Source organism: Shewanella vesiculosa (assembly GCF_009994065.1).
In the GTDB taxonomy this organism is placed as follows: domain Bacteria; phylum Pseudomonadota; class Gammaproteobacteria; order Enterobacterales; family Shewanellaceae; genus Shewanella; species Shewanella vesiculosa.
This window is the reverse complement of the sequence record NZ_JAACSD010000011.1, coordinates 113623-136638: the sequence shown is the minus strand read 5'-3', so window position 1 is coordinate 136638 and position 23016 is coordinate 113623. Positions and strand designations below refer to the sequence as shown.

Annotated in this window: 19 protein-coding genes and 1 riboswitch; of the genes, 9 read left to right on the top strand and 10 right to left on the bottom strand. The window is 43.0% G+C overall.

From position 1 onward, the window contains the following. Nucleotides 1–61: 61 nt before the first annotated feature. Nucleotides 62–2101, bottom strand: a complete 2040-nt coding sequence (gene prlC, locus GW828_RS12940) for an oligopeptidase A (protein WP_182741130.1) — start codon at nucleotides 2099–2101, stop codon at nucleotides 62–64. A 470-nt stretch (nucleotides 2102–2571) separates the two neighbouring features. Between prlC and GW828_RS12935 the strand changes: the two genes are divergently transcribed. The 3 genes from GW828_RS12935 (at nucleotide 2572) to gorA (ending at nucleotide 5269) form a co-directional block, all read left to right on the top strand. Then, nucleotides 2572–3231, top strand: a complete 660-nt coding sequence (locus tag GW828_RS12935; RefSeq protein ID WP_273058042.1) for a hypothetical protein — start codon at nucleotides 2572–2574, stop codon at nucleotides 3229–3231. A gap of 72 nt (nucleotides 3232–3303) precedes the next feature. Continuing rightward, complete coding sequence (locus GW828_RS12930; protein ID WP_273058041.1) at nucleotides 3304–3825, top strand: hypothetical protein; 522 nt, start codon at nucleotides 3304–3306, stop codon at nucleotides 3823–3825. Nucleotides 3826–3913: 88 nt separating this feature from the next. After that, complete coding sequence (gene gorA, locus GW828_RS12925; RefSeq protein WP_273058040.1) at nucleotides 3914–5269, top strand: glutathione-disulfide reductase; 1356 nt, start codon at nucleotides 3914–3916, stop codon at nucleotides 5267–5269. A gap of 122 nt (nucleotides 5270–5391) precedes the next feature. Here gorA and gbpA read toward each other — a convergent pair whose 3' ends face one another. Together gbpA and GW828_RS12915 are read right to left on the bottom strand one after the other, a co-directional pair. Continuing rightward, nucleotides 5392–6837 (bottom strand): N-acetylglucosamine-binding protein GbpA, encoded by a 1446-nt coding sequence (gene gbpA / locus GW828_RS12920; protein ID WP_273058039.1) that lies wholly within the window; start codon nucleotides 6835–6837, stop codon nucleotides 5392–5394. Between the two features lie 130 nt (nucleotides 6838–6967). Beyond that, nucleotides 6968–7066, bottom strand: a riboswitch (cyclic di-GMP riboswitch). A gap of 423 nt (nucleotides 7067–7489) precedes the next feature. Next, a complete protein-coding gene (locus tag GW828_RS12915) occupies nucleotides 7490–8122 on the bottom strand; it encodes a TetR/AcrR family transcriptional regulator (protein ID WP_182741135.1) in 633 nt (210 codons plus the stop codon). A gap of 121 nt (nucleotides 8123–8243) precedes the next feature. Between GW828_RS12915 and GW828_RS12910 the strand changes: the two genes are divergently transcribed. Next, complete coding sequence (locus GW828_RS12910; RefSeq protein WP_124016730.1) at nucleotides 8244–9110, top strand: LysR family transcriptional regulator; 867 nt, start codon at nucleotides 8244–8246, stop codon at nucleotides 9108–9110. Nucleotides 9111–9143: 33 nt separating this feature from the next. Here the strand turns inward: GW828_RS12910 and GW828_RS12905 are convergent, their stop codons facing one another. The 3 genes from GW828_RS12905 to ardA all read right to left on the bottom strand — a co-directional run bounded on the left by GW828_RS12905 (nucleotide 9144) and on the right by ardA (nucleotide 12691). Next, nucleotides 9144–10445, bottom strand: a complete 1302-nt coding sequence (locus GW828_RS12905) for an anaerobic C4-dicarboxylate transporter (protein ID WP_182741136.1) — start codon at nucleotides 10443–10445, stop codon at nucleotides 9144–9146. Nucleotides 10446–10788: 343 nt separating this feature from the next. Then, on the bottom strand, nucleotides 10789–11142 hold the full coding sequence (gene ardB, locus GW828_RS12900; RefSeq protein ID WP_124016726.1) for an acrylate reductase cytochrome subunit ArdB: 354 nt from the start codon (nucleotides 11140–11142) through the stop codon (nucleotides 10789–10791). A gap of 28 nt (nucleotides 11143–11170) precedes the next feature. Then, nucleotides 11171–12691 carry an acrylate reductase flavoprotein subunit ArdA gene (gene ardA, locus GW828_RS12895; protein ID WP_273058038.1) on the bottom strand — a complete coding sequence of 507 codons (1521 nt, stop codon included), beginning with the start codon at nucleotides 12689–12691 and terminating at the stop codon, nucleotides 11171–11173. 290 nt (nucleotides 12692–12981) lie between these two features. On the opposite strand from ardA, the gene GW828_RS12890 reads away from it, so the two are divergent. From GW828_RS12890 to GW828_RS12875, 4 genes are read left to right on the top strand one after another with little or no spacing between them, the layout of a single operon-like run. Further along, complete coding sequence (locus tag GW828_RS12890) at nucleotides 12982–13785, top strand: COG4705 family protein (RefSeq protein ID WP_259395296.1); 804 nt, start codon at nucleotides 12982–12984, stop codon at nucleotides 13783–13785. A 25-nt stretch (nucleotides 13786–13810) separates the two neighbouring features. Then, nucleotides 13811–14569, top strand: coding sequence for a COG4705 family protein (locus GW828_RS12885; RefSeq protein WP_273058037.1), 759 nt, complete (start codon nucleotides 13811–13813; stop codon nucleotides 14567–14569). A 43-nt stretch (nucleotides 14570–14612) separates the two neighbouring features. Continuing rightward, the gene (locus GW828_RS12880) at nucleotides 14613–15290 is read left to right on the top strand and encodes a response regulator transcription factor (protein WP_124016723.1); all 678 of its coding nucleotides are present in this window, start codon (nucleotides 14613–14615) and stop codon (nucleotides 15288–15290) included. After that, a complete protein-coding gene (locus GW828_RS12875) occupies nucleotides 15254–16594 on the top strand; it encodes a sensor histidine kinase (protein ID WP_273058036.1) in 1341 nt (446 codons plus the stop codon). The genes GW828_RS12880 and GW828_RS12875 overlap by 37 nt, the downstream gene beginning before the upstream one ends. Before the next feature lie 69 nt (nucleotides 16595–16663). Here the strand turns inward: GW828_RS12875 and GW828_RS12870 are convergent, their stop codons facing one another. Beyond that, entirely contained in the window at nucleotides 16664–18193 is a 1530-nt protein-coding gene (locus tag GW828_RS12870; RefSeq protein ID WP_273058035.1) for a DUF3612 domain-containing protein, read from the bottom strand. Between the two features lie 152 nt (nucleotides 18194–18345). Between GW828_RS12870 and GW828_RS12865 the strand changes: the two genes are divergently transcribed. Further along, nucleotides 18346–18858, top strand: coding sequence for an aldolase/citrate lyase/malate synthase family protein (locus tag GW828_RS12865; RefSeq protein ID WP_273058034.1), 513 nt, complete (start codon nucleotides 18346–18348; stop codon nucleotides 18856–18858). A gap of 164 nt (nucleotides 18859–19022) precedes the next feature. On the opposite strand, the gene ccoG is transcribed toward GW828_RS12865, so the two are convergent. The 3 genes from ccoG to GW828_RS12850 form a co-directional block, all read right to left on the bottom strand. Further along, nucleotides 19023–20486: a cytochrome c oxidase accessory protein CcoG gene (gene ccoG, locus GW828_RS12860; RefSeq protein WP_273058033.1), complete on the bottom strand. Its 1464-nt coding sequence runs from the start codon at nucleotides 20484–20486 to the stop codon at nucleotides 19023–19025. Between the two features lie 172 nt (nucleotides 20487–20658). Then, nucleotides 20659–22101, bottom strand: a complete 1443-nt coding sequence (locus GW828_RS12855; protein WP_273058032.1) for a sigma-54 interaction domain-containing protein — start codon at nucleotides 22099–22101, stop codon at nucleotides 20659–20661. 203 nt (nucleotides 22102–22304) lie between these two features. Next, nucleotides 22305–22955 (bottom strand): paraquat-inducible protein A, encoded by a 651-nt coding sequence (locus GW828_RS12850; RefSeq protein ID WP_273058031.1) that lies wholly within the window; start codon nucleotides 22953–22955, stop codon nucleotides 22305–22307. Between the last annotated feature and the right edge of the window lie 61 nt (nucleotides 22956–23016).

Genomic DNA, 23016 nt, shown 5'->3' with positions numbered 1-23016 from the left:
ATTAATTAGTCAGTTAATAAGAGGCACGAGTTAAGTACCTCTTATGTTTGAATCCATCCAATTACACCGCAATACCACTGTGACGCAGTAACGCATCAGTGTTTGGTTCACGGCCCATAAAGCGTTTAAATAACGCCATCGGCTCTTCACTGCCGCCCATCTCAAGAATGTTGTTTAAAAAGCTTCTACCAGTGTCAGCATTAAAAATACCTTCGGCTTCAAAACGCGAAAAAGCATCAGCGGAGAGTACTTCGGCCCATTTATAACTATAGTAACCTGCCGCATAACCACCAGCAAAAATATGAGCAAAACCATGCTGAAAACGATTAAAGCTTGGTGGGGTTAATACCGCAATCTGGCTGCGTACTTGGTCTAAAATGCCTTGAATATCGACACCTTTTGCTGGGTCAAATTCGTGATGCATTCTAAAGTCAAATAATGAAAACTCAAGTTGGCGCACCATCATCATGCCAGACTGGAAATTTTTAGCTGCCAGCATTTTATCCAGCAAGGCTTTTGGTAATGGTTCACCAGTTTCATAATGACCAGAAATTTCCGCTAACGCTTCTTCTTGCCAGCACCAGTTTTCCATAAACTGGCTTGGTAACTCTACTGCGTCCCAAGGCACACCATTGATACCAGACACGCCACCAACATCTACCTTGGTGAGCATATGGTGAATGCCGTGGCCAAACTCATGGAACAAGGTGGTTACTTCATCATGGGTAAATAATGCCGGTTTGCCATCCACTGGGCCATTAAAGTTACAAGTTAAATACGCTACCGGTTTTTGCAAACCCGTAGAGGTCATACGGCGACCGCGACAATCATCCATCCATGCACCGCCACGCTTACCGCTGCGAGCATATAAATCTAAGTAGAAGCTACCGCGATGGTGTTTTTGATCATCAAAAATATCAAAGAAACGCACGTCTTTATGCCAAGTGTCGACACCTTTCTGCTCACTAATAGTTAAGCCGAATAAACGGTTTACAGTATAAAATAAACCTGACAAGACTTTATCTTCAGGGAAGTACGGGCGTAATATTTCTTGTGACACTTGGTATTTATGCTGTTGCAGTTTTTCAGCGTAAAAACTTAAGTCCCATGATGCCATTTCGCTCACGTCATAATGCTCTTTAGCAAACGCACGTAGCTCGGCTAATTCAGTGGCTGCCTGATCTTTAGAACGCTCGCCTAATTCATTTAAAAAGCCCAGTACTTGCGCTGGATTTTCTGCCATTTTAGTGGCTAATGATTTATCAGCGTAGCTAGCAAAGCCGAGTAAATTAGCTAACTCGTGACGCAGTGCGACGATTTCATTCATATTGTTGGTGTTATCAAACTCACCAGCATTAGGGCCTTGATCAGACGCACGAGTCACAAATGCACGGTAACATTCTTCACGTAACTCACGATTTTCGCTGTAGGTCATCACAGGTAAATAAGACGGGAAATCAAGTGTGAATAACCAACCTTTTAGCTCTTTAGCATCCGCCATTGCTTTGGCAGCTGAAATCGCTGATTCCGGTAAACCGGCTAAATCGGCTTGGTCAGTAATCAACTTGGTCCACGCTTCGGTAGCATCTAACAGTTGATTCGAAAAGTGACTAGTTAACTCAGATAAACGTTTAACAATCTCACCATAACGTGCTTTTTGGTTATCGTCTAAGCCGATACCAGACAATTCAAAATCGAGTAAGCTTTGCTCTATGACCATTTTTTGCGCTTGGGTTAACGCAGTAAATTCAGCAGATTGATGGATCGATTTGTACGCTTCGTACAACCCCTGATGTTGACCAACATAAGTGCCGTAATCAGACAAAAGCGGCAAGCAAGCATCGTGTGCATCGCGTAATTCATCACTACTGATCACTGAGTTCATGTGTGACACAGGTGACCATGCTTTACTTAATTGATCATCGATCTCTTCAAGGGGTGCAATTAGATTATCCCAAGTGTATGAGCTATTTTTAGCTAATAGCTCATCAATGGTTTCACGACATTTGGCAATCGCTTGCTCAACAGCAGGCTGAATGTGTTCAGGTTTGATTTTTGAAAATTCTGGTAATTCTGCGCCACTTAGCAATGGATTGCTCATAAAGATTCCTCGAAATATTTCGCGTGAGTATTTAGCTTATATTGGGTTAAATAATGCCATTTTCAAGCATTGGAGCAATTTATCCTAACAAATATAACCAGCATTTCTAATACACCCGATGATATTTCCATTGCCCATTTTCGAGGGTACGCTAGCAGATCCATTACAGCATATGCTTTCTGCTTAACCGATTTATCAAAAGAATAGAATGACCAGGCTCCCACTTTAATTTGCTACTTGAGCAAAATATCTAATATTCAACAGAAGTCTCAAATAAGACTTATTATCATTTAATTAATTTTTAAAAAGGCTAACATACGCGGCATCAACATCTCTCTAGCAATATTGTAAGTATGAGCAAGATAAGTATGTCCTTTGATTGTTACCTGCCAAGTCAGAAGCATTGTGTCTGCTATTTTTGGGTTGCTCTCTTTATTGCAATAACGTTTCCCTTAACATCCACGCTTGCCATGGCAGACGACCAGCCAATAATGGCGTTAGATGTTGCCTGGAATGATCATTATATTAGCCAAGGACGCAATAACTTAGCCAACGGTGGGATTGTTTGGGGTGTCGCCAGTGTTGCACAAGATAACTTAGTCGCTTTCGCCATTGCTGGACGCGCGACTCAAGTTCACTATATTGAATGGAATGCAGGTCTAGAATACACCCTCCAACTTCATGATGAAGTTGATCTCTCCCTGGGTTATCAGCGCGTAGAGTGTTATGGCGCTGAACGCACATCTGACAATGAATTTTTCAGTTCATTAACCTATAACGGTATTCGCTGGCTGGTACCAACCATTAACTACACGTTTGCCACTGAAGCGGCGGGCTACTTTGTGGAGCTCAGTTTACACAGTCCATGGGATATTAACGAGCGGCTCACATTAACCCCCTATTTAGTACATGGCGTTGATTTTCAGTACAGCAGCGAACAACACAATGGCGCTAACCATGTGCAATTTGGTTTAGAAGCACTGTACCAATTAACAGCTAACCTAACGGTTTCAGCACAACTTAGCCGCACTATTGCTCTAGAGGACATCAAGCTGCAAGCCCGTACCGAAAATCATCAAGGCAGTCTAGATACAACCTATACAGGTGTGCACATAAGCTGGACGTTTTGAAGCCTTAGGCTCGCAATTTAATCATCTGCGACTACACTTAATGACCAAGATTAAGCTATGCAAGGAACGCATATGTTTACCCGCCAAGTGCAATTCGCCACCTTATGTGCCGTGCAATGGATAACCTTATTAAGTGCTCCAATATTATATGCTGGAGAACTCAGTGAGTTAACTCAAGCATCGACGAATAAAGCCGTATCACTCACTAATGACAATGCCAAAAACTTACCACTACAATCTGCCAGTGATAGCCAAGGTAATACGATTAGCTTACCCAGCGACACCCGCTCAGCATTAGAATATCGCGCCGATGAAATCTACCTCAAACCTAGCCTACAAAAGCTTATTAAAGCCAACCAACAAACCAATACCTCATCACGCCAAGCTGGCATCAATGTTGTGGACGATCCTAGCTGTCGTTGGCTAAATAACCGTATAAAGCACTTAACCAAACAACAAAGACAAAATCAAAACAGTCAATTTAGTCATTATCAAGATGAAATTGATATTAGAAAAAGTGAATGGACCTGTCTTAAGTGCGCAACTACCGGTCCCAATGACGTTGACCGAGGGGAGTGCCAACATAAACGCTGACTCATTTAGCATAAAGCATTGAGCTAACGACTAGATTGCAAACACAATCCCCCCTACAATGGACGCATTAACCGTAGTGGAGATCATCATGGCTCAACATTTTGACTATATCGCGCTTGGCGCAGGCAGTGGTGGTATTGCCTCTGCAAACCGTGCAGCAATGCGTGGTGCAAAAGTATTAATTATTGAAGCAAATCAGGTTGGCGGCACTTGCGTAAACCTTGGTTGTGTCCCCAAAAAAGTCATGTGGTATGGCGCTCATATTGCCGAAGCACTTAACCTTTACGCCAAAGACTATGGTTTTGACGTTACCGTCAACAAATTCGATTGGAACACTCTAGTTGATAGCCGTGAAGCATATATTAGGCGCATTCATGATGCCTATGGCCGTGGTTTTGCCAACAATAACGTGACCTTATTAGACGGCTATGGCCGCTTCGTCAATAACAACACCATTGAAGTCAATGGTGAGCATTACACAGCCGACCATATTATGGTTGCTACTGGTGGTGCACCGACGATTCCTGATATTCCAGGCGCCGAATACGGTATCGACTCAGACGGTTTCTTCGCTTTACGCGAGCAACCTAAACGCGTTGCTGTGGTAGGTGCGGGTTATATTGCGGTTGAAGTTGCCGGGGTATTACATGCCCTAGGTAGCGAGACTCATTTATTGGTGCGTAAGCATGCTCCACTTCGCAACTTCGATCCTATTCTAGCGGATGCATTAGTTGATGCTATGGCCGCTGATGGTCCAACGCTGCACACCCATAGTGTACCTAAGTCGGTCAGTAAGAATGACGATGGCAGTGTCACTTTAGAATTAGAAAATGGCGAAAGCTTAACAGTTGATTGCTTAATTTGGGCCATTGGCCGCTCACCATCAACGGGTAATATCGGTCTAGAAAATACCGACGTGCAGTTAGATGCAAAAGGCTACGTCATTACTGATGAACAACAAAATACTACCGCAAAAGGGATTTATTGTGTTGGCGACATTATGGCAGGTGGTGTTGAATTAACCCCTGTTGCCGTTAAAGCGGGTCGTTTATTGTCAGAGCGTTTATTTGGTAACATGCCCGATGCAAAAATGGATTACAGCTTAATTCCTACTGTAGTCTTTAGCCATCCACCCATAGGTACTATGGGCTTAACAGAGCCTGAAGCGGCTGAAAAATATGGCCAAGACAATATTAAGGTGTATACCTCAACATTTACTTCAATGTACTCTGCAGTAACCGCACATCGCCAAGCCTGTAAAATGAAGCTAGTGTGTGCAGGTGATAATGAAGTCGTCGTTGGTATTCACGGTATCGGCTTTGGTATGGACGAAATACTACAAGGCTTTGGCGTGGCCATGAAAATGGGCGCGACTAAAGCAGATTTTGATTCAGTAGTAGCAATACACCCAACGGGTGCTGAAGAATTTGTTACCATGAGATAAGTTACTGATAATCAATAAAAAACCGTGAATACCTTAATCGATATTCACGGTTTTTTTATCTTTATTTAAACCTAAAAAAGAGCTTTAAACCTATTTGAATCTCTTAATATGATGTTCCGATTTTACAATTCAGTCCATGCTACCGCCCAAGAAGCTCCTACGCCCGGCTCATAACTGGTAGCAGAAGCTGACCACTGCATACAGTAGCCGCCGTATGGGAAAGGTTTACATTGATAAACCTTTCCTGTCTTAGGTTGCAAAACCTTAGTGCAGGTAACATAACGCGTCACTTCAGCTGGAAACACGAAGTCGGCTTCTGGTACTGGTAGCTCATCCTTTAAAAACACATCAAAGTTCTGCTGGATGACATCCCCTTGCTGAGGTTCACCTTTAACTTGTAAGTGATAATGGCCAACTTTAGGTGCTACAACCTCCAGCACTAAACTCGCATTGGTATTATTAACCGCTTGACTCACAAATCCAGATGCAACGCCATCATGATTAAATAAATAAGCTGACACTTGCATAGCGGAATTGGTTGTCACATCAAAACTCACTTGAGCCGCACCATCGTTGATTTGAATAGCATCAGCAAGCGAGGTCACATCGAGCTGATTCCCTGGGGCAGGCGCTAAATCAAACTCGACTTCGACACGCTCAATACCTGAGTCAGTTAGGGTAAAAATATCATTTTTACCGTAAACCGGCATGATACTGCCAGCGGCATTCTTTTGTCCTGCATTGAGTTGTGATTGCTGTGCATTAATAGTGCTGGCAAGAAGGAAAGGCCAATTCTGTTTATCACCTTGAGTCGCATCGGTAATTGTAATCGTGGTTTGCTTAGAGAGCTGCTCGCCATTAGCATCAAATACCCTGGTCATCACTTTGTCACCAGCCTTGAGATCCAGTGACGGATTAATGTCACCCACATCTTGCCATTCGTTAGGGATTCCCGGGCCTGAACTCAAATTGACATCAATAGCATTATAGAAACTATTGCTGGTGTCACCGACTTGCCATACGGCTAAAATAACGTGGTAACCACTTAGTCCCTCTGGCACGTAACAGTCATGAGTAACTAATTTAGGTGGCTGAACCATGCCACCATCGACCACACAAAAAGGCGCTAAATCGAAACTCGCGCGGCTTAAGGCTTGGTTTTGGTCCCAACCCTGGCGAGTAATATAATAGCGCCAGTTACGGGTGACATGGTTAGCGGTAAACTGCCAAGTAAATTGCTGCCATCCGGCGTTGATATCCGTTTTAGACCAACGGACCGGACTCTGAACATCTAGAGGAGAAAAGGCACCATTTGCAGCGCTCGCTAACTTACCATCTTCAGGGCCTGATTCAGGGAATCCCGAAGGCCCTTCAACACTTTGTGGCTCCCACTGAACGGCGCCACAGCTTGCATTATTGCCAGTTTTACAAGCGTATGAGCGTGACTCTGGCGATAGCACATAACCATGCGCTTCAACAGACAGACTGACGAAAGAATTTGCAGCCATGAGTGAGGCTGCGAGTAGGCTTAACTTAGAAACATGAGGTAAAACAGGAAGATTTGCCACTTAAATGCACTCCATTGGTTACCTATTACTTAAAAATAAGTGATAGGCCTCGATATCAATATCAAAGTGGTATTTTGGCAAACAACAGCGTTAAAAAAACGGCTGTTCGTTTCACGCAGAACCTGAGCTCTGCGGCAACTCCGCTATCTTAGTTTCGTAAAAATTAATTTACCACCTTAGACCGGAAGCTTTGCGTCCTAACTTTTCAATTAGTTTGCCAAATACTATGAGTGTTAGCTTGGTGATAACGTTATTTATAACAAGGTATCAACTAACACGACTAACCTAACAACAAACATCAACCGTGTCAAAAAATATAAAAACAATAAATACAAACACTTAAAAAGTACATTCAGTGTTGGCGTGGGCTCAAGGCGACATGATTTTTATCTGCTACTCTCTAGCATTTAGGGACTCAGATTCATGCTGTTGTAAACATAGCATCGATGACATTGCCATATTTTACTGATGTACTAAAACACGATTGTGTGAGTAGATAGGTAGGTGGGCCATTATCGATTTTAGTTTAGAAAACGCTTAAATGACTGCGATTAATAATTGTCCCAAGCTGGCCAAATGCGTTCCAGAGCAAGCCGTTAACTGAAGTTAAGAGATCCATGGCATTTAGGGTTCAAGAGCGAGGATAAATTATTTATGCGGGTTTACCGGCTAGCCACTGCAGGAATGTATTAATCGTGGGCATGCGTTTGTGTGAATGGCCCATGAGCTGGGTCATGGCAAAACTAAACTGGTAGTACATTTCAGCATCGTCGGGATGCTTTTGTGCATCGTCACTGTTGATCATAGCACCGCGTAAATAGTCACAAAGCAACTCGCCACGATTAAAGCCACCAACCTCACCAATCTCTGTCAGGGTTTGTGCATTCCATTGTTGATATTGTTTAAGTACTAGCTCAAAACGGGCACGATAATAATCGCTGGCTTGTATTAGTATTGACTCGTTGGGGATCACTCTAGCAATAACAAATGATTGTTCTGATAAAATACGGTACAAACGTTGGCAATGATGAAAAATAAACCGTAAATAGGGATCACTATATTGCTGTGTATCTTGTTCGGCTTGAATTAACCAATGACGATAATCTGCACTGGCTACGGCCACAATTAAATCGGCCTCTGAGGTAAAGTGATTATAAATAGTGCCCTTGGATATCTGGCTGGCTTGAACTAGATGCGAGCGGCATAAATCAAAGGTTTTATGGCCTTTTAAACAACGTTGTGACACTTCAATCAAGTAGTTCCCACGATCCTCCCAGCTACCCATTCCTTACTCCAAGATATTTTAATTAAATAACCATTAACACCTCACAGTTACACTATAGCAAGCTTTGTGGATAGCCTAAATTGAGTAATACTTATACCACTATGAACTTACTCAATAGCCCATGTTAAAAATTGACTTACTTGAAAGTTTTATCGCTGTTGCTGAATGTGGCAACTTGTCAAAAGCGGCTGATAAAATTTGCCGAACCCAATCAACGTTGAGTCTACAAGTTAAAAAGCTTGAAGAAAGTGTCGGTCAAACTTTGCTGATTAGGGACAACAAAGGCGTCACCTTGACCGAGTCAGGTGAAACCTTGCTGAGCTATGCCTATAAAATGATGCAACTTAACTTACAGGCACTTGATGAGTTAAAAGATTGTCAAAATCGCGAAGTGATCCGCCTTGGTGTGCCAACCGATTTTATCAAGTGCTACCTAAGCAGCTGCTTATTAGAGTTTATTCGTGAATTTACCAATATTGAATTAGTTATCGATACCGATGTAAGTGGCAATTTATATAAACGACTCCATCAAGGCGAGTTTGACGTGATAGTCGCAACTCACTGGCAAGCCCCCGTCAACGGCGAACTGTTATTTACGCGCCGCTTTCATTGGGCCGCAGCAGCTAACGGTAACGCCCATAAAAACAAAACCATCCCCGTGGGCTTATACCCAGAAAACTGCCCTATTCGAGCACAAGTATTCGCCAATCATCAATTGTCTATGCGTCCGATAAGGGTATTACTGTCAACACCATCCCCACAAGCGTTATCGATGGCGGTCGAAAATGATCTTGTGATTGCGCCGGTAGCCGAATTTAGAATAAACGATAAAATGCAAATTTTAGATCCACTTGAACATGGCTTACCGCCACTGCCGATGTTTAACGAATCGCTTTACCTCAACCCAGATACTCAAACCTATGCGACCTTGCAATTAATTAATTTAATAAAAGCCAATGTTGAGCATAAAGGCTATCAAATCAACTAACATCACTACTATACCAAGCCGCATACTGTGAGGTTACAGAATCAAGCTGCCAAACAAAAAGGCCAATAACACACTCGATACTATGGTCACTACGCCTGGGATTAAAAATGGGTGGTTAAACACCGCCTTGCCAATACGAGTGGAGCCAGTGTCATCCATTTCTACCGCCGCCAATAACGTCGGATAAGTCGGTAATACAAATAACGCACTCACCGCCGCAAACGAAGCAACTGCCGTTAATGGACTCACCCCAATTGCCAATGCAGCTGGCATTAACGCTTTAGTGGTCGCACCTTGAGAATAGAGCAACATAGAAGCAAAAAATAATGCCACCGATAATAACCATGGCTGACTTTGAAGCAAGGTTCCCGCAACCGCTTTTATCTCGTCAATATGATTAGACACAAAGGTGTCACCCAACCAAGCTACGCCCAACACACAAATACACGCTGACATGCCCGACTTAAACGTTGATGCATTAGAAATCTTGCTGGCATCTAAACGGCAAAACCAAGTGATCGCCGCTGCGGCAGATAGCATAAACAACATAATCGCCACATCGCGCGACAGCACTGGGTTCACAATTAAGCCCACTTTGTCAGAAATGGCTGTGGCGTAAGACATTACCGCCACTATCGCGACTAGAAAAATAGCCACCGACCTTCTAGCGCCAGGTTGCAAAGTGACTTGGGTTTCACCCCGAATATTGACGAGTCCGCTGGCTAAACGCTGTTGATAAATGGGGTCTTGCGCTAACGGTTTACCGAGCATCGAGGCAACAGCGGCACCAATTAAACAAGCAATAAAGGTTGAGGGGATGCATACGGCTAATAGCACTAAATAATCCACCCCGAACGGTTCTAAAATACCCGAGAAAAACACCACTGCGGCAGAAATAGGAGAGGCCGTGATGGCAACTTGCGAGGCGACAACTGCGATAGATAGAGGCCGAGATGGTCGTATGCCCTGCTCTTTGGCGACTTCGGCTATAACTGGTAATGTCGAGAATGCAGTGTGGCCCGTTCCGGCAAATAAGGTCATAAAATACGTTACCATTGGCGCTAAAAATGTGATGTGCTTAGGGTGTTTACGCAGTAGTTTCTCCGCTATTGACACCAAATACTCCATTCCTCCGGCCTCTTGCATCGCAGCAATCGCGGTGATCACTGACATAATAATCAGCATCACGTCGATAGGGATCGCACCAGGTGTTAATCCTAAACCGACGGTAAGAATTAATACCCCTACGCCACCAGCAAAACCTATCCCTATACAGCCCATTCTTGCACCAAGGTAAATAGACCCAAGCACAATTATTATTTCTATTATCATCATAGTGTTAACTCTATTCAAACCCAAATACGTCAATGAAATAGCAGCGATTGCTACTTTAAAGATCGCGATATTACTCTGTTGAGCTTGGCCGAATGTAGACCTGGATCAATTAACTGCATTGCAATCCAAAAGAGGTGTTTTGTCTGCAGGTTTATTAGTCAGTTAACTGAAAAAAGTGTGATTGCGCTTAGATGTTAATGTGGGTAAAAATAGAAAAAAACCAATCTATGATTGGCATTTAAGAGGGGATAAAAGTGAAGCGTGACTGTCTAGCGATTAAAATATAAAGCCACATTAAATACTTAATATGTGGCTTACTGAACTAATATAAATTTAAATTAGTTTAGCCTTTATGCTTATCAAACTTAAACGTATGACAGTTACTGCATAATGGTTTTTTAGGTGTATGTTCGCCATGACACTCTTGGCAAGGTACATCTTTGCCATAGTGAAGGTTATTGTGTGGGTTCTGCCACTTGTCTTCTTCACTTCGGGCGGTTTTCTTTGCTAAGTCATCAACATCATGACACTGCAAACAGGATTGATCAGATGGAAACTGCTTGATGCCATTGTCATGACAGGTTTTACAGTCTTTACCGATAACCTCTTTATGATAGTCACGGATCTCTGCTGACTGTACCGATAAACTGGTTAATCCAAGTAGTACCAGCCCAAGTATAATATTAAAGTTTTTCATTAATGATTCCTCTTGTTCACTGGTCTAATTAAACTTTCATGAGACTTCTAGCTGCAGTCATACCCATCACCATACATTCTGGAATAGAACAACTCCCTAGACGACTAACACCATGAATACCACCACACACTTCACCAGCGGCATAAAGGCCAGTAATAGACTTACCAGTAAAACTATCTGTTACTTCGGCTTTGGTGTTTACTTTTACACCGCCTTGGCAGTAATGCACTTTTGGCCACAAACGAACGACAGTAAATGGCGCTTCGATCATTTTATTTTTCGCCAAGGTCATATCTTTACCAAATTGCTTATCTTCACCCGTTTTTACATAGCCATTGTATTCAGCGATTTGTGCTGTTAACCCCGCTAAAGGCACACCAAAGTGTGTTGCCAACTCTTCAACTGAATCAAACTTCCAGCCGACATTGTACTTAATCACTTTTTCGGTATTTGGATGTGCTTTAGAATCTTTAAAGCTTGAAATCAACAGTGGTGGTACAGGATTGCCTTTTTCATCACGGTTACTTAATTCAGCATCAGCACGTGTTTTGCGATCGGCAATCTCATTCATGAAACGCTTACCGGTTGTCCGGCTAACGGCAATTGAATGAGGTAAATTGAAAATTGAATAGTTAGACACATAACCAAAGCCACCTTCATCAGGTGAAGCCCAAGGACCAGATTGAATGTGAGCTAAATGCACAGGGATAGCACCTAAACGGAACATTTCAAACATGCCCTCGCCTGTTGCACCTGGTGCGTTGGTACAACCCACATCTGCAGTTAAGGTTGGATCTTGCGCCATACGTAAATCAACGTTTTGCGCAAAGCCACCAGTAGCCATAATCACACCACGTTTGGCGCGAATATTGAGAACCTTACCAGGCTGATCTTCGCCAAAGTGATAGTTTTGACGCATTTTAACACCAACAACTTCGCCTTTATTACCGACGAGGAATCCTTCAAATTTTGAACGATTGTGGGTGTTTACACCAATACGTTTGCACTCTTTGTACAATGGCTGAGTAATACCAGCACCACAACTTACTGAGGTTTGGTATGTACGTGCAACCGAGTGACCGCCCAGTTGTTGTAAGTAAGGATGGTATTCAGAACCCGCATCTAAGGTCATTTGTAACGCTTCAACCGCATGAGATGCGACATGGCGTAATAACCCTTCATCGGCAATGCCACGGCCAGACAATAATTGATCATTAACCATTTTGTCTACTGAGTCTTCAACGCCTTCTTTCTTTTGCATCGGCGTACCAGGTGCGGCGAAAAGCCCACCGTTAATTGCCGAGTTACCGCCAAAATAGGACATTTTTTCAAATATATGGACGTCTGTTGCACCATGTTTGGTGGCTTCGATTGCGGCAGCTAACCCCGCAAAACCAGAACCAATAATGACGATTTCAACTTCTTTGTCCCATTTAACCCCTTCTGCCTTTTCAGACACAGCTATTGCTGGTGCTACCATCGCTGCACCAGCAGCAATGCCTAGACCTGCAATAAACTTACGGCGCCCTAATAGATCGATATTGCTCATAGGTTATCACCCCTTTTTATATTATTGACGCTTCATCATATCGATGGAATCAATTCCAAAACGGGAACTGTTGTTAATGTTTGGTGAAAATAACAACAAATATCGACTTATCAATTATGAGTAGAAATTTTAGCGGGATCTGTTACCAAGCAGAGATATTGGAATGCAGTCCAAACGTTGAACTCATCTGGCTAACATATTTATGGTTGATATCACCGCCCTATGTTTGGCCTAAGTATTGCGCGGCAAGATAGTGCTAAATCTGTTTCACTGTTGGATGAGGAGTCCTTATGAAACCTTTAACCAAAGCATCATCTATTCACACAACGCCGAATGACCTATCACCAAATACTTGGCTTAATAAAGTGCCCGAAATCACGCTGATCTTTTGGGTAATAAAAATGATGTCGACCACGGTAGGAGAAACCGCAGCAGATTATCTTAGCTTCCATCTTCATGTAGGCATGATTAATACCAGCATCATCATGGGGATATTATTACTTGTCGCCTTATTGGTGCAGCTTAAGCAAACTCGCTATCGCCCATATGCTTATTGGGGTGTAGTGGTACTTATCAGTATTTTTGGCACCTTAGTCACCGACATTCTCACAGACAAACTTGATGTGCCTTTGCCAGTATCGACTGCGGTGTTTAGCCTATTATTAGCGGCAACATTTGCATACTGGTTTAGCAAAGAACGTACTTTATCGATTCATTCCATTGTCACTCTTAAGCGTGAATTATTTTATTGGCTGGCCATTCTCATTACCTTTGCTTTAGGCACTGCAGTCGGTGATTGGGTATCTGAAGACATGAATGTTGGCTACGGCCTTTCGGCTTTGATATTTGGTGGTTTAATCACTGTCATTAGCGTGGCTTTTTATCGCTTCAAAGCCAATGCAGTATTGTGCTTTTGGTTGGCATATATCTTAACCCGCCCACTGGGTGCCTCTATCGGTGATTTATTATCACAACCGGTTCGTAAAGGTGGCTTTGGGTTTGGCACCACCAGCACCAGTATTGTTTTTTTAGCGATTATTGTTGCACTTGTAGCTTACCTTTCAGTGCGCGCCAAACAGCAAAAAAGCCAATAATAGATCAACATAAGTGAGTATCGATATGGAAACACTACAACAGCAGGCGCGGGCTAAAGTGCCACAAGTCACCTTAATATTTTGGCTGGTTAAAATACTGGCGACCACCTTAGGCGAAACGGCAGGTGATGCTTTATCGATGTCGCTTAACCTCGGCTATTTAGTGAGCTCAGTTATTTTTATCGGTTTATTCGCGATAGCGGTAGCAATACAAATTCGCAGTAAACATTATTCTTCGAGTATTTATTGGGCCACCATTATCGCTACAACGACCGCTGGCACAACGATGGCTGACTTTGCCGACCGCTCACTAGGCATAGGTTATACCGGGGGCACACTGTTACTGGTGAGCTTATTGTGCATGTCATTTTCAATTTGGTACGTCAGTGCCGGTAGCCTGTCTAATCAATCGATAAATAATACCAAAACCGAATGCTTTTATTGGGTCACGATTTTACTGTCACAAACCCTAGGTACAGCTTTAGGCGACTGGACTGTGGATAGCGCCGGTTTAGGTTACGATGCCAGCGCGCTTATCTTTGGTAGTATGCTATTAGTATTATTAGCCGCCTATCTTTGGAGCCCAATATCTCGCACACTGTTGTTTTGGCTTAGCTTTATTTTAACCAGACCTTTAGGTGCTGTAGTCGGTGACTTTTTAGATAAACCCATTAGCCATGGTGGATTAGAATTTAGTCGCTTTACTGCATCGGCGGCACTACTCTTTGGTATGGTGTTGTGTTTAATACTATTTAAGCAGCAAGCTGCAACAAAGAATCATTAATTAAGACTTTCCACTTTGTGTCATTGTGTTCAATTGAGGTGCTATGCGTATTTTATTAGTAGAAGACGATAAAATGATTGGTGATGCCATGCAAAGTGCCTTAAAAGATGTCGCCTATGCGGTTGATTGGATATGCGATGGCGAAGCGGCACTGCACAGTTTACGTTGCCAGCAATATGATGTGGTGTTGCTCGACCTTGGCTTACCTAAGCTGGATGGCTTGCAAGTGATGCAATATATTCGAGCTCAGCACCCCGCTCTGGCGGTGATCATTATTACCGCCAGAGACAGCTTAGAAGACAGAGTCAAAGGGCTCGATTTAGGTGCCGATGATTATGTCATTAAGCCCTTTGATATGAGCGAACTACAAGCTCGTATTCGTGCGGTAGCAAGGCGCAATGCCAACCAGCATACGCCTGAATTAACCAATAATATTGTGTGGCTAAACCCTGCCACACATGAAGCCAAAACCCTCACTCAAGATAATATCTTACTGTCTAACCGTGAGTTCGCCTTACTGCAAACATTGCTTATCCGACCCGGTTCAATTCATTCAAAAAGTGATTTAGAAGAACGTATTTATGCCTGGGGTGAAGAAGTAGAAAGCAATGCGGTAGAGTTTTTAATCCATTGTTTGCGTAAAAAACTGGGTACAGAAACCATTAAAAATGTCAGAGGTGTAGGATGGATGGTGTCAAAAAATGCCCCCGTAACTCGTTAAAAACGCGATTATCTTATTGGATTTCAGCTGCAATTTTGTCTGTTGCGATCATTGCTGCCAGCTTTACTTTTAGCAGTGCTTTTGAAGAAGCCCATGAACTACAAGATGATGTATTGCAACAAATGGCTGTGCTATTTGACCGTTACTCGCTGACCCCAAACGACAGTACACTAACCCCGTTAAGCCAAGATCAGTTGGAGTTTCAAGTTTCGGTGCAGTTATTGGGTGACAATCCAGCAAGCAATCCTATAACGAAAAATATCCTAGCCTTGCCGAGCAATTTAACTGATGGATTTCACACGGTTAATTTAGCCACACAGTCATGGCGAGTATTTGTGCGCACCTTATCATCCTCGCAGCGAATAGCCGTCGCCCAAGAGACCGCCATTCGTGACAACATCGCCTTTGAAACCGCGCTGCATACCCTAATGCCATTGTTAGTATTAATTCCGATTTTATTATTATTACTCGGCTATATTCTAGGTAAAATTCTGAGTCCAATTAGCATTTTAGCCCACGATGTAGACCGTCAAACTGAGCACGATTTACAGTTAATTCCCACCACTCAATTGCCGAGTGAAATTGTGCCCTTTGTTGAGGCGATTAATCGCTTACTCAGCAAAAACAGCCAGGTTATTACTAGCCAAAAGCGCTTTATTGCCGATGCCGCCCATGAACTCCGATCGCCTATCACGGCGCTGTCGTTACAGGCTCAACGTCTTCAGCAAACAGAGTTAACCGACGATGCACGTCAGAAACTAAATGCATTACAGGCTGGGATCTGTCGCAGTATTCATCTTCTAGAACAACTATTATCGATGGCGCGTCAACAAGACAACAGCATCCAACAACATCAACGAACCTCACTAAAAACAGTATTCACTGAGGTGATTGAAGAGCTATACCCACTTGTGGAAGCGAAAGAGATTGATTTGGGCTTTAGCCAAGATAGCGACGCCCAGCTCAACGCCAACCCTGTCCGTTTAAAAACCTTAATTCACAACCTGATCGACAATGCTATCCGCTATACACCTAGTGGCGGTAGAGTTGATTTGAGTATTATTGAAACCGAGCAAGGCATAGAGATGACCGTCAAAGATACAGGCCCAGGTATCGCAAATACTGAAGTTCAAAAAGTGTTTGAACCTTTTTATCGCATATTAGGCAGTAATGAATATGGCTCAGGTTTAGGCTTAGCGATTGTGGCGAGTATTGTGCAGCAGATGGATGCAAAAATTAGCTTAACCCCAGCAGATCCAGTAAACAACTGCGGGCTTTGCGTGACGGTACAGTTTCCCCTTTAGGTGCATCAGATGTTGCTTGAAGCCGCATCAACTTATGTTGATGCGGCATACACCAAGGACGACTTAACCTTAGTTTTCTTCACATAAATTACGCCCTGCGGCATAACAACTTGGCTGACGCGGGCACACGGCACCACGCGAACAAATTAACTGGGCATCTTTTTTAATCCCACGTTCAATCCAATTAATGTTCAGAATTTTTGCCACACTAGTGAGATCTTTTTGGATGTGTTTAGGAATAACGATAGAGCCGCCGCCCGTAGCACAAGCCTGTTTCAAATCATGAGCAATCGACTGAGCGTCTTTGCCTTGCGCTTCAATCGCCGGATTTAAATCTATTCCAGCACATAACACATGTGCATTGCCCGCCGAGTCGTCCACTTTAATCGATTCACAGCAATAAATACGTGGTTCATTACCGACATTTAAAATCGATATTTGCGCAGAGGTACCCTCGACTTGCTCGTTAAGCATCCTAAATACAGCCCAATGCTGACAAGGATCTTCCACTAGGCGCATATTGCCCCAAGGCAAAGGAATACCATTACCGCGATACACAGCTTTTAACTTACCCGGCGCATAGGCATCAAAATAATGCCAATGAGGATAAGGTGATACCACTGTCATGCGGCGCATAGCCACTGAAGCTGACACCTGCAATTGCTTATGCACACTAATCTCATAGCCATGACGATCCAGTAACTGTCGATACGGCACTTTTGGACACAACAAAGCACCGGCAAAGAAGCTTGATTCAAAATCGCGCCACGCATGTAAAATATCTTGTGCATTCAATGTATTGGATTGAGGGACAAGAGCATCATCAAAGTCATCACGGCGACCCGACATCATCACACTCTTTAAGCCATCTTTATTGTGTAATACACAATGACCTATGTGCACAGCCAAATCATAGCGCAATCTACTGGGTCTGTTTTTCAACATATTACTAATGTAAATAGTCCCCGGCGGCTCAAAAAATGAAGTCACTAACTGCTTAGCACTGACACCCATTTCGTTGATCACTTCTTGTGGAACCCGGTCGATCCATTTAATTTTTAAGCCCATGCCTTTGGCGATATCGATAATATCTTCAGTGGCAAGCGGCATGCGTTTTAAGCCGACCTCTTCGGCGGCGCGCTCTAAATCAGGAAAATGATTTTGATGATGCTCTTGGTGCGCGCGGATTAATAAATGAGCAAACTGGCGGCCACTGGTACCAGTTTGCGACAACATTTCAGGAATGGCAATTTGCAGAATGTCATTAGAAAACAAAAAACTCGGCTCCAGCGGCATACCACTAATGCCACCTTTGTTGCCTTTTTCCGGCGTAATGGCTTCATCTTCTGGCACATCATCAAGAAACCATTCCACTTCTTTTTGAAAAACGACCGCAATTACCGCCAACATATCTGCACTCGGAACACGCTTTCCGCGTTCGATCATCGATAAATATGACACAGATGGCGAATTACCTGAATCAACACGTACACAACGAGCTGACAAGTCTTCCATGGTTAAGTTATTGCGTTTACGCAAGTTTCTTATCTTTGTGCCCAAAAAATGGGTCTTTCGCATTAGGCTTTTTTCATTTCTCATTTTGTATAATTCACACTGTAAAATTTTTATTGTGAAATTGTTTGTAAAAATAGCATAGACTAAAAATCAAGCTGCTAACAGAGCTTATTGATAAACAATAATGACAAAGGTTTCTGACCGACAACAACACGAAGAGGAATAAGGCGATGAATATGTCTACTCAAGCAAGCGCAACAGCCACCCAAAACCTTAACCGCTTCATTGGTGAGCAATTTGTGGCAACGACCAATCCACAGGATCGCAGCACAAATGCAAAAGACTTTTTGGATGCACAATTTCCATTAGCCGAAGGCTCACACCAAGATGTCACCAGCTATGTTGTTTACTACACCCACTTATTAGCATTTTTGAAAGATGGTTCTCAGTGTGGTTTACAAAATCCATGTCAATTTGTGGCATTGACGGGTCATAAAAGTGAACCGACTTCAGTGGTATTAAAGAATAATGATACCCATGTTGAGATTAGCTTCGACCGCCAAGGACAAATGGGCACCACAGACCAAGCTAATATTGAAGACATTCAGGTTGCGATTCCAATTAAGAATTTGCCGACGCCATACAAGCAATGGATTAGCTTAATCCACACAGGCTGTCAGCCAACTGAAGGCAACTGTAAAGTGTTTACCGCTAAAGACGGCAGCGACTACGCACTGCATCAGCGTTAATACGTTAGCGCGATAACACTGCGACCATTTAGCAAAAAAGGCTTGTCCCATTAATAATGCGACAAGCCTTTTTGTTACTTAACCATGTTGCGGCGTAGCATCGAGTAAGGTCAGCACGTCTTTATGTCGTCATACTGAGATACTGAGATACTGAGATTACGAGATTATGGCCAAAAGAACCGTGATGTTTGCGAAGTCTGGTTCGCTGGTTCCGTTGGCGTTGGATTTTCCAAGCTTTGAATTTGGGTGACCCTAAATTGCACTGTTTGTTGCGTACTCTCACTCGCTCGGTTACTTAAGCGACCACTGACGGTCAACGGATAATCCAGTTGTTCTGCAGGTTTTATCGCAATCAAGCTGTCGGTAACGATTTGCAATACTTGCTCTTGAGCATCGTCACTGTGGATACTGATTTGATAAAAAGCCATTTGTTGCGTTTTATTGCGAATTTTGAGCTGATAGCTGTTTTCAACCTGGTCGACGCCCACTTGACGATACAAGGTTTGACGATCGCGGATCACATTAAGCTGTATATGGCTCAAGTGGCTTAAATCGCTAATGATCAGAATAATCATAATCAATAGTGCACTGGCATAACCGAGAGATTTGAGTGACCACAAACTGGCTTTTGCTTGTCCTGTTAAGGCATTCTCGCTGGTAAAGCTGATTAAATTAGCGGCATAACCAAATTTTTCCATGGTCTGATTACATGCATCAACACAGGCACCACAGTTAATGCATTCGTATTGTAAGCCGTTACGAATATCAATCCCAGTTGGGCAAACATCAACACACAAATTACAGTCTACACAGTCACCTAGCTCCGTTTTTTGTGAACGTTTACGTGGCCCACGAGACTCACCTCTAGCAGCATCATAGCTAACCGTTTTAGTATTGGCGTCAAACATCACCGCTTGAAAACGCGAGTAAGGACAGCAATGCAAACACATCATTTCACGCATCCAGCCGGCATTTAAATAAGTGCATATGGCAAAAAACCACACCCATGTGCCAGTCCAAAAGCCACTGCTTGCGCTAAAAATATCAACATACAACTCGCGTGCAGGCATAAAGTAACCAATAAATCCGCAGCCGGTCAGCAAGGCAAACACCATCCACACCGCATGCTTAGTCACTCGTTTACGTACTTTACTCAACGACCATGGGGCTTTATCTAACGCCGCCCGATGATGATGATTACCCTCTACTTTGGCTTCAACCCACATGTAAATAAAGGTCCACGCAGTTTGTGGACACAAAAAACCGCACCACACCCGCCCCCAGTAAACAGTAACAAAAAACAGCCCAAAAGCAGCAGCCATAAAAAACCATGCTAATACGGTAAAGTCTTGTGGCCACAAGGTGATATTGAAGAAAAAGAATTGCTGTTCGGTTACATCAAACAGAATGGCTTGCCGGCCTTGGTAATTGATAAATGGGATCAGGAAAAAAATCGCAATCAGTAAAGTATTACTGTGCTGGCGCAGTCGTTGAAAAACGCCCTTCTGTTCTCGAACATGAATTTTTGTCGACGGCGTAGCAATTTGCACTACTGGGATCCGTTGTGAAATGGCAGCGTTATCGACTGGCATAATCACTGCCGGAGTTTGAGATGATAATTTAGGCATGAAGATATTCCTATAACACAATATTGCCCTGTTATAGCAAAGACTAAGCCAACTCAAGAATCACCTTAATCGCATGATTTTAAACAACTAAAATAAAATCCCCATAAATAAAAATCACGATATATCATCTTTTACGCGATATATCGCGGCTTAATAAAGTGAGTAATAAAAATTAGCGTGTAATGGCTAACTTTTTCATCCGAGATCGTAAGGTACTCGCCGGCATATCTAACATTGCAGCAGCACCAAACGGGCCAGAAATACGCCAATGGCTAGCATTTAATACCGTAATAATATGCGCGGCTTCGGCTTGTGCCATGGTTAACGTGCTAGCTGCCAACGGAGGGGCAACCACTGCGGGCAAAGTATTAAACAGTAAATGGCCACTTTGCGATAAAATCATTTCTCGCTCAATCAGGTTTTGTAACTCACGTACGTTACCTGGCCAAGCATATTGCTGTAAGTTCTTCAGCCCTTTAGCACTCACTTTAGTGATTTTTTTTCCAAGCTTTTTACTCAGTGATGTGACTAAATCACTGACCAATTGTGGAATATCTTCACGGCGCTCTCGTAAAGGAGGCACGGTAATTGGAAATACGTTCAGGCGGTAATATAAGTCCATGCGAAACAAGCCCTGTTCTACTCGTGCGGCTAAATCGTGATGAGTGGCAGCAACTAAGCGAATATTAACCTTAATGGTTTCACTACTGCCAACACGCTCGAAGCTTTGCTCTTGAATCACTCGCAACAATTTAGATTGTGCCGATAAACTTAGCTCGGCAATTTCATCTAAAAATAAGGTGCCATTATTGGCTAATTCAAATCGGCCTTTGCGACGCGCTGTGGCACCAGTAAATGCGCCTTTTTCATGCCCAAACAGCTCACTTTCTAACAAGGCCGTCGAAAATGCAGCGCAGTTAACACTTACCATAGGCTGGTCTTTACGATGACTTAGCCTATGTAAGTTACGCGCAACTAACTCTTTGCCGGTGCCGTTTTCACCACAAATTAATACCGTACTGTCGGTATTTGCGACTAAGTGGATCTGTTGAATGAGTTGATTGATAGGTTGGCTGTTACCCGATATTCCTGAGGCGCCTTGCTGACCTTGAAGCTCAGTGAGTAAGTATTGATTTTCTGATGCTAACCGTTCTGACAAAGCCTGCACTTGTGCCAATGCTTGTCTCAATGATTGCTCGGTATGTTTTTGCATGCTTACATCACGAAATATCGCGATAACACCGACGAGTTGTTGCTGATCATATACTGGTGTTGAACTGTAATACACAGGAAAGCTGCTGCCATCTTTACGCCAAAATACATCGTCGGTCACTTGCCGAGGGATAGCATCATGTAAGGTGCGATAAATGGGGCAATCATGCTGAGGATAATGACTGCCATCAGCATGACTATGATGATGACAGTCATGAATATTTCTGCCAATTAATTCGGCACTTTTCCAGCCGGTCATTTGTTCTGCCGCGGGATTAATAAACACTGCATTACCGGCTAAATCAAAACCATATACGCCCTCTGTCATGGCATTAAGCAATAGAGTATTTTCGGGTAGAAAATGATCAGAGCCAATATACTCAGAGGTTGTAGAGTCAGTCATAGTCAATCTTAAGGTTACCAATGCATATGCTCATTATAACCATTGCAAAACATAAGTCGCGAAATATCACGACTTTGAATATCCAAAACAATAATGACTTATTTTCGTGTTATTCACGACTCATCAAGATAATGAGAAACTGATTTAAGCTCTTTTTATTTTAAGGTCGATATTATCGTCGTCAGCCCAAAAACCCAGCAGCATCAGCCGTCAATATTAACAAAGGTACTCTGTGACTTTCGCGTTTGTGTCATGTCGATCATCATCTGGCTGGCGATTGAAAAAATACAGTAGCCTAGAAAATAATAGAAACCGATTTCAAACTGAGATTGAGTCTTAAGCATATCGCCCATACCGGCTGAAGCATTACCTGCCATGTAGGTCACGATAATAGCAACCACAAAAACATCGGCCATAGACCATTTGCCGATAGCACCAATCATACTGTTAAGCTGTTGTTTGATTCGCTGGGGCACTGGCAGCAGTAATATCAGCATAGTGATTAACTTCACTGCGGGGATCACAATACTAAATAACCCCACTAACATGGCGACGATTAGATTATGAGACTGATACAGCGCCACTATAGTATCAATGATACTGCGACTATTGCGAAACACCTCCACCTCTCCCTCAAGTGTATCTAGGCCAAACAGACTGGCCGCAACATCGAGTATTCCACGGGTATTAGCACGAGAATCTTCGGTGAGGTTTTGGGTTAACATGTCTTTACCCGTTTCAAGCAACTGTGACTTTTCAATCGTTCCTGTCATCGTTAACATGGGCTCTGTTACACCGGGAATGAGTAATATTAACGATATCAATACTAAACTAATCGATAAATACACTTTCATGAACACCTCGGTTAATAATTTGTAGCAAAACAAATGGTCGTATTTTACTGTGATAATGATG

What these genes read in the sequence shown, in the direction of transcription:
- prlC (WP_182741130.1), bottom strand. Translation starts at nt 2,101, where the DNA reads ATGAGCAATCCATTGCTAAGTGGCGCAGAATTACCAGAATTTTCAAAA.
- GW828_RS12935 (WP_273058042.1), top strand. Translation starts at nt 2,572, where the DNA reads ATGGCAGACGACCAGCCAATAATGGCGTTAGATGTTGCCTGGAATGAT.
- GW828_RS12930 (WP_273058041.1), top strand. Translation starts at nt 3,304, where the DNA reads ATGTTTACCCGCCAAGTGCAATTCGCCACCTTATGTGCCGTGCAATGG.
- gorA (WP_273058040.1), top strand. Translation starts at nt 3,914, where the DNA reads ATGGCTCAACATTTTGACTATATCGCGCTTGGCGCAGGCAGTGGTGGT.
- GW828_RS12915 (WP_182741135.1), bottom strand. Translation starts at nt 8,122, where the DNA reads ATGGGTAGCTGGGAGGATCGTGGGAACTACTTGATTGAAGTGTCACAA.
- GW828_RS12910 (WP_124016730.1), top strand. Translation starts at nt 8,244, where the DNA reads ATGTTAAAAATTGACTTACTTGAAAGTTTTATCGCTGTTGCTGAATGT.
- GW828_RS12905 (WP_182741136.1), bottom strand. Translation starts at nt 10,445, where the DNA reads ATGATGATAATAGAAATAATAATTGTGCTTGGGTCTATTTACCTTGGT.
- ardB (WP_124016726.1), bottom strand. Translation starts at nt 11,142, where the DNA reads ATGAAAAACTTTAATATTATACTTGGGCTGGTACTACTTGGATTAACC.
- ardA (WP_273058038.1), bottom strand. Translation starts at nt 12,691, where the DNA reads ATGAGCAATATCGATCTATTAGGGCGCCGTAAGTTTATTGCAGGTCTA.
- GW828_RS12890 (WP_259395296.1), top strand. Translation starts at nt 12,982, where the DNA reads ATGAAACCTTTAACCAAAGCATCATCTATTCACACAACGCCGAATGAC.
- GW828_RS12885 (WP_273058037.1), top strand. Translation starts at nt 13,811, where the DNA reads ATGGAAACACTACAACAGCAGGCGCGGGCTAAAGTGCCACAAGTCACC.
- GW828_RS12880 (WP_124016723.1), top strand. Translation starts at nt 14,613, where the DNA reads ATGCGTATTTTATTAGTAGAAGACGATAAAATGATTGGTGATGCCATG.
- GW828_RS12875 (WP_273058036.1), top strand. Translation starts at nt 15,254, where the DNA reads ATGGATGGTGTCAAAAAATGCCCCCGTAACTCGTTAAAAACGCGATTA.
- GW828_RS12870 (WP_273058035.1), bottom strand. Translation starts at nt 18,193, where the DNA reads ATGAGAAATGAAAAAAGCCTAATGCGAAAGACCCATTTTTTGGGCACA.
- GW828_RS12865 (WP_273058034.1), top strand. Translation starts at nt 18,346, where the DNA reads ATGTCTACTCAAGCAAGCGCAACAGCCACCCAAAACCTTAACCGCTTC.
- ccoG (WP_273058033.1), bottom strand. Translation starts at nt 20,486, where the DNA reads ATGCCTAAATTATCATCTCAAACTCCGGCAGTGATTATGCCAGTCGAT.
- GW828_RS12855 (WP_273058032.1), bottom strand. Translation starts at nt 22,101, where the DNA reads ATGACTGACTCTACAACCTCTGAGTATATTGGCTCTGATCATTTTCTA.
- GW828_RS12850 (WP_273058031.1), bottom strand. Translation starts at nt 22,955, where the DNA reads ATGAAAGTGTATTTATCGATTAGTTTAGTATTGATATCGTTAATATTA.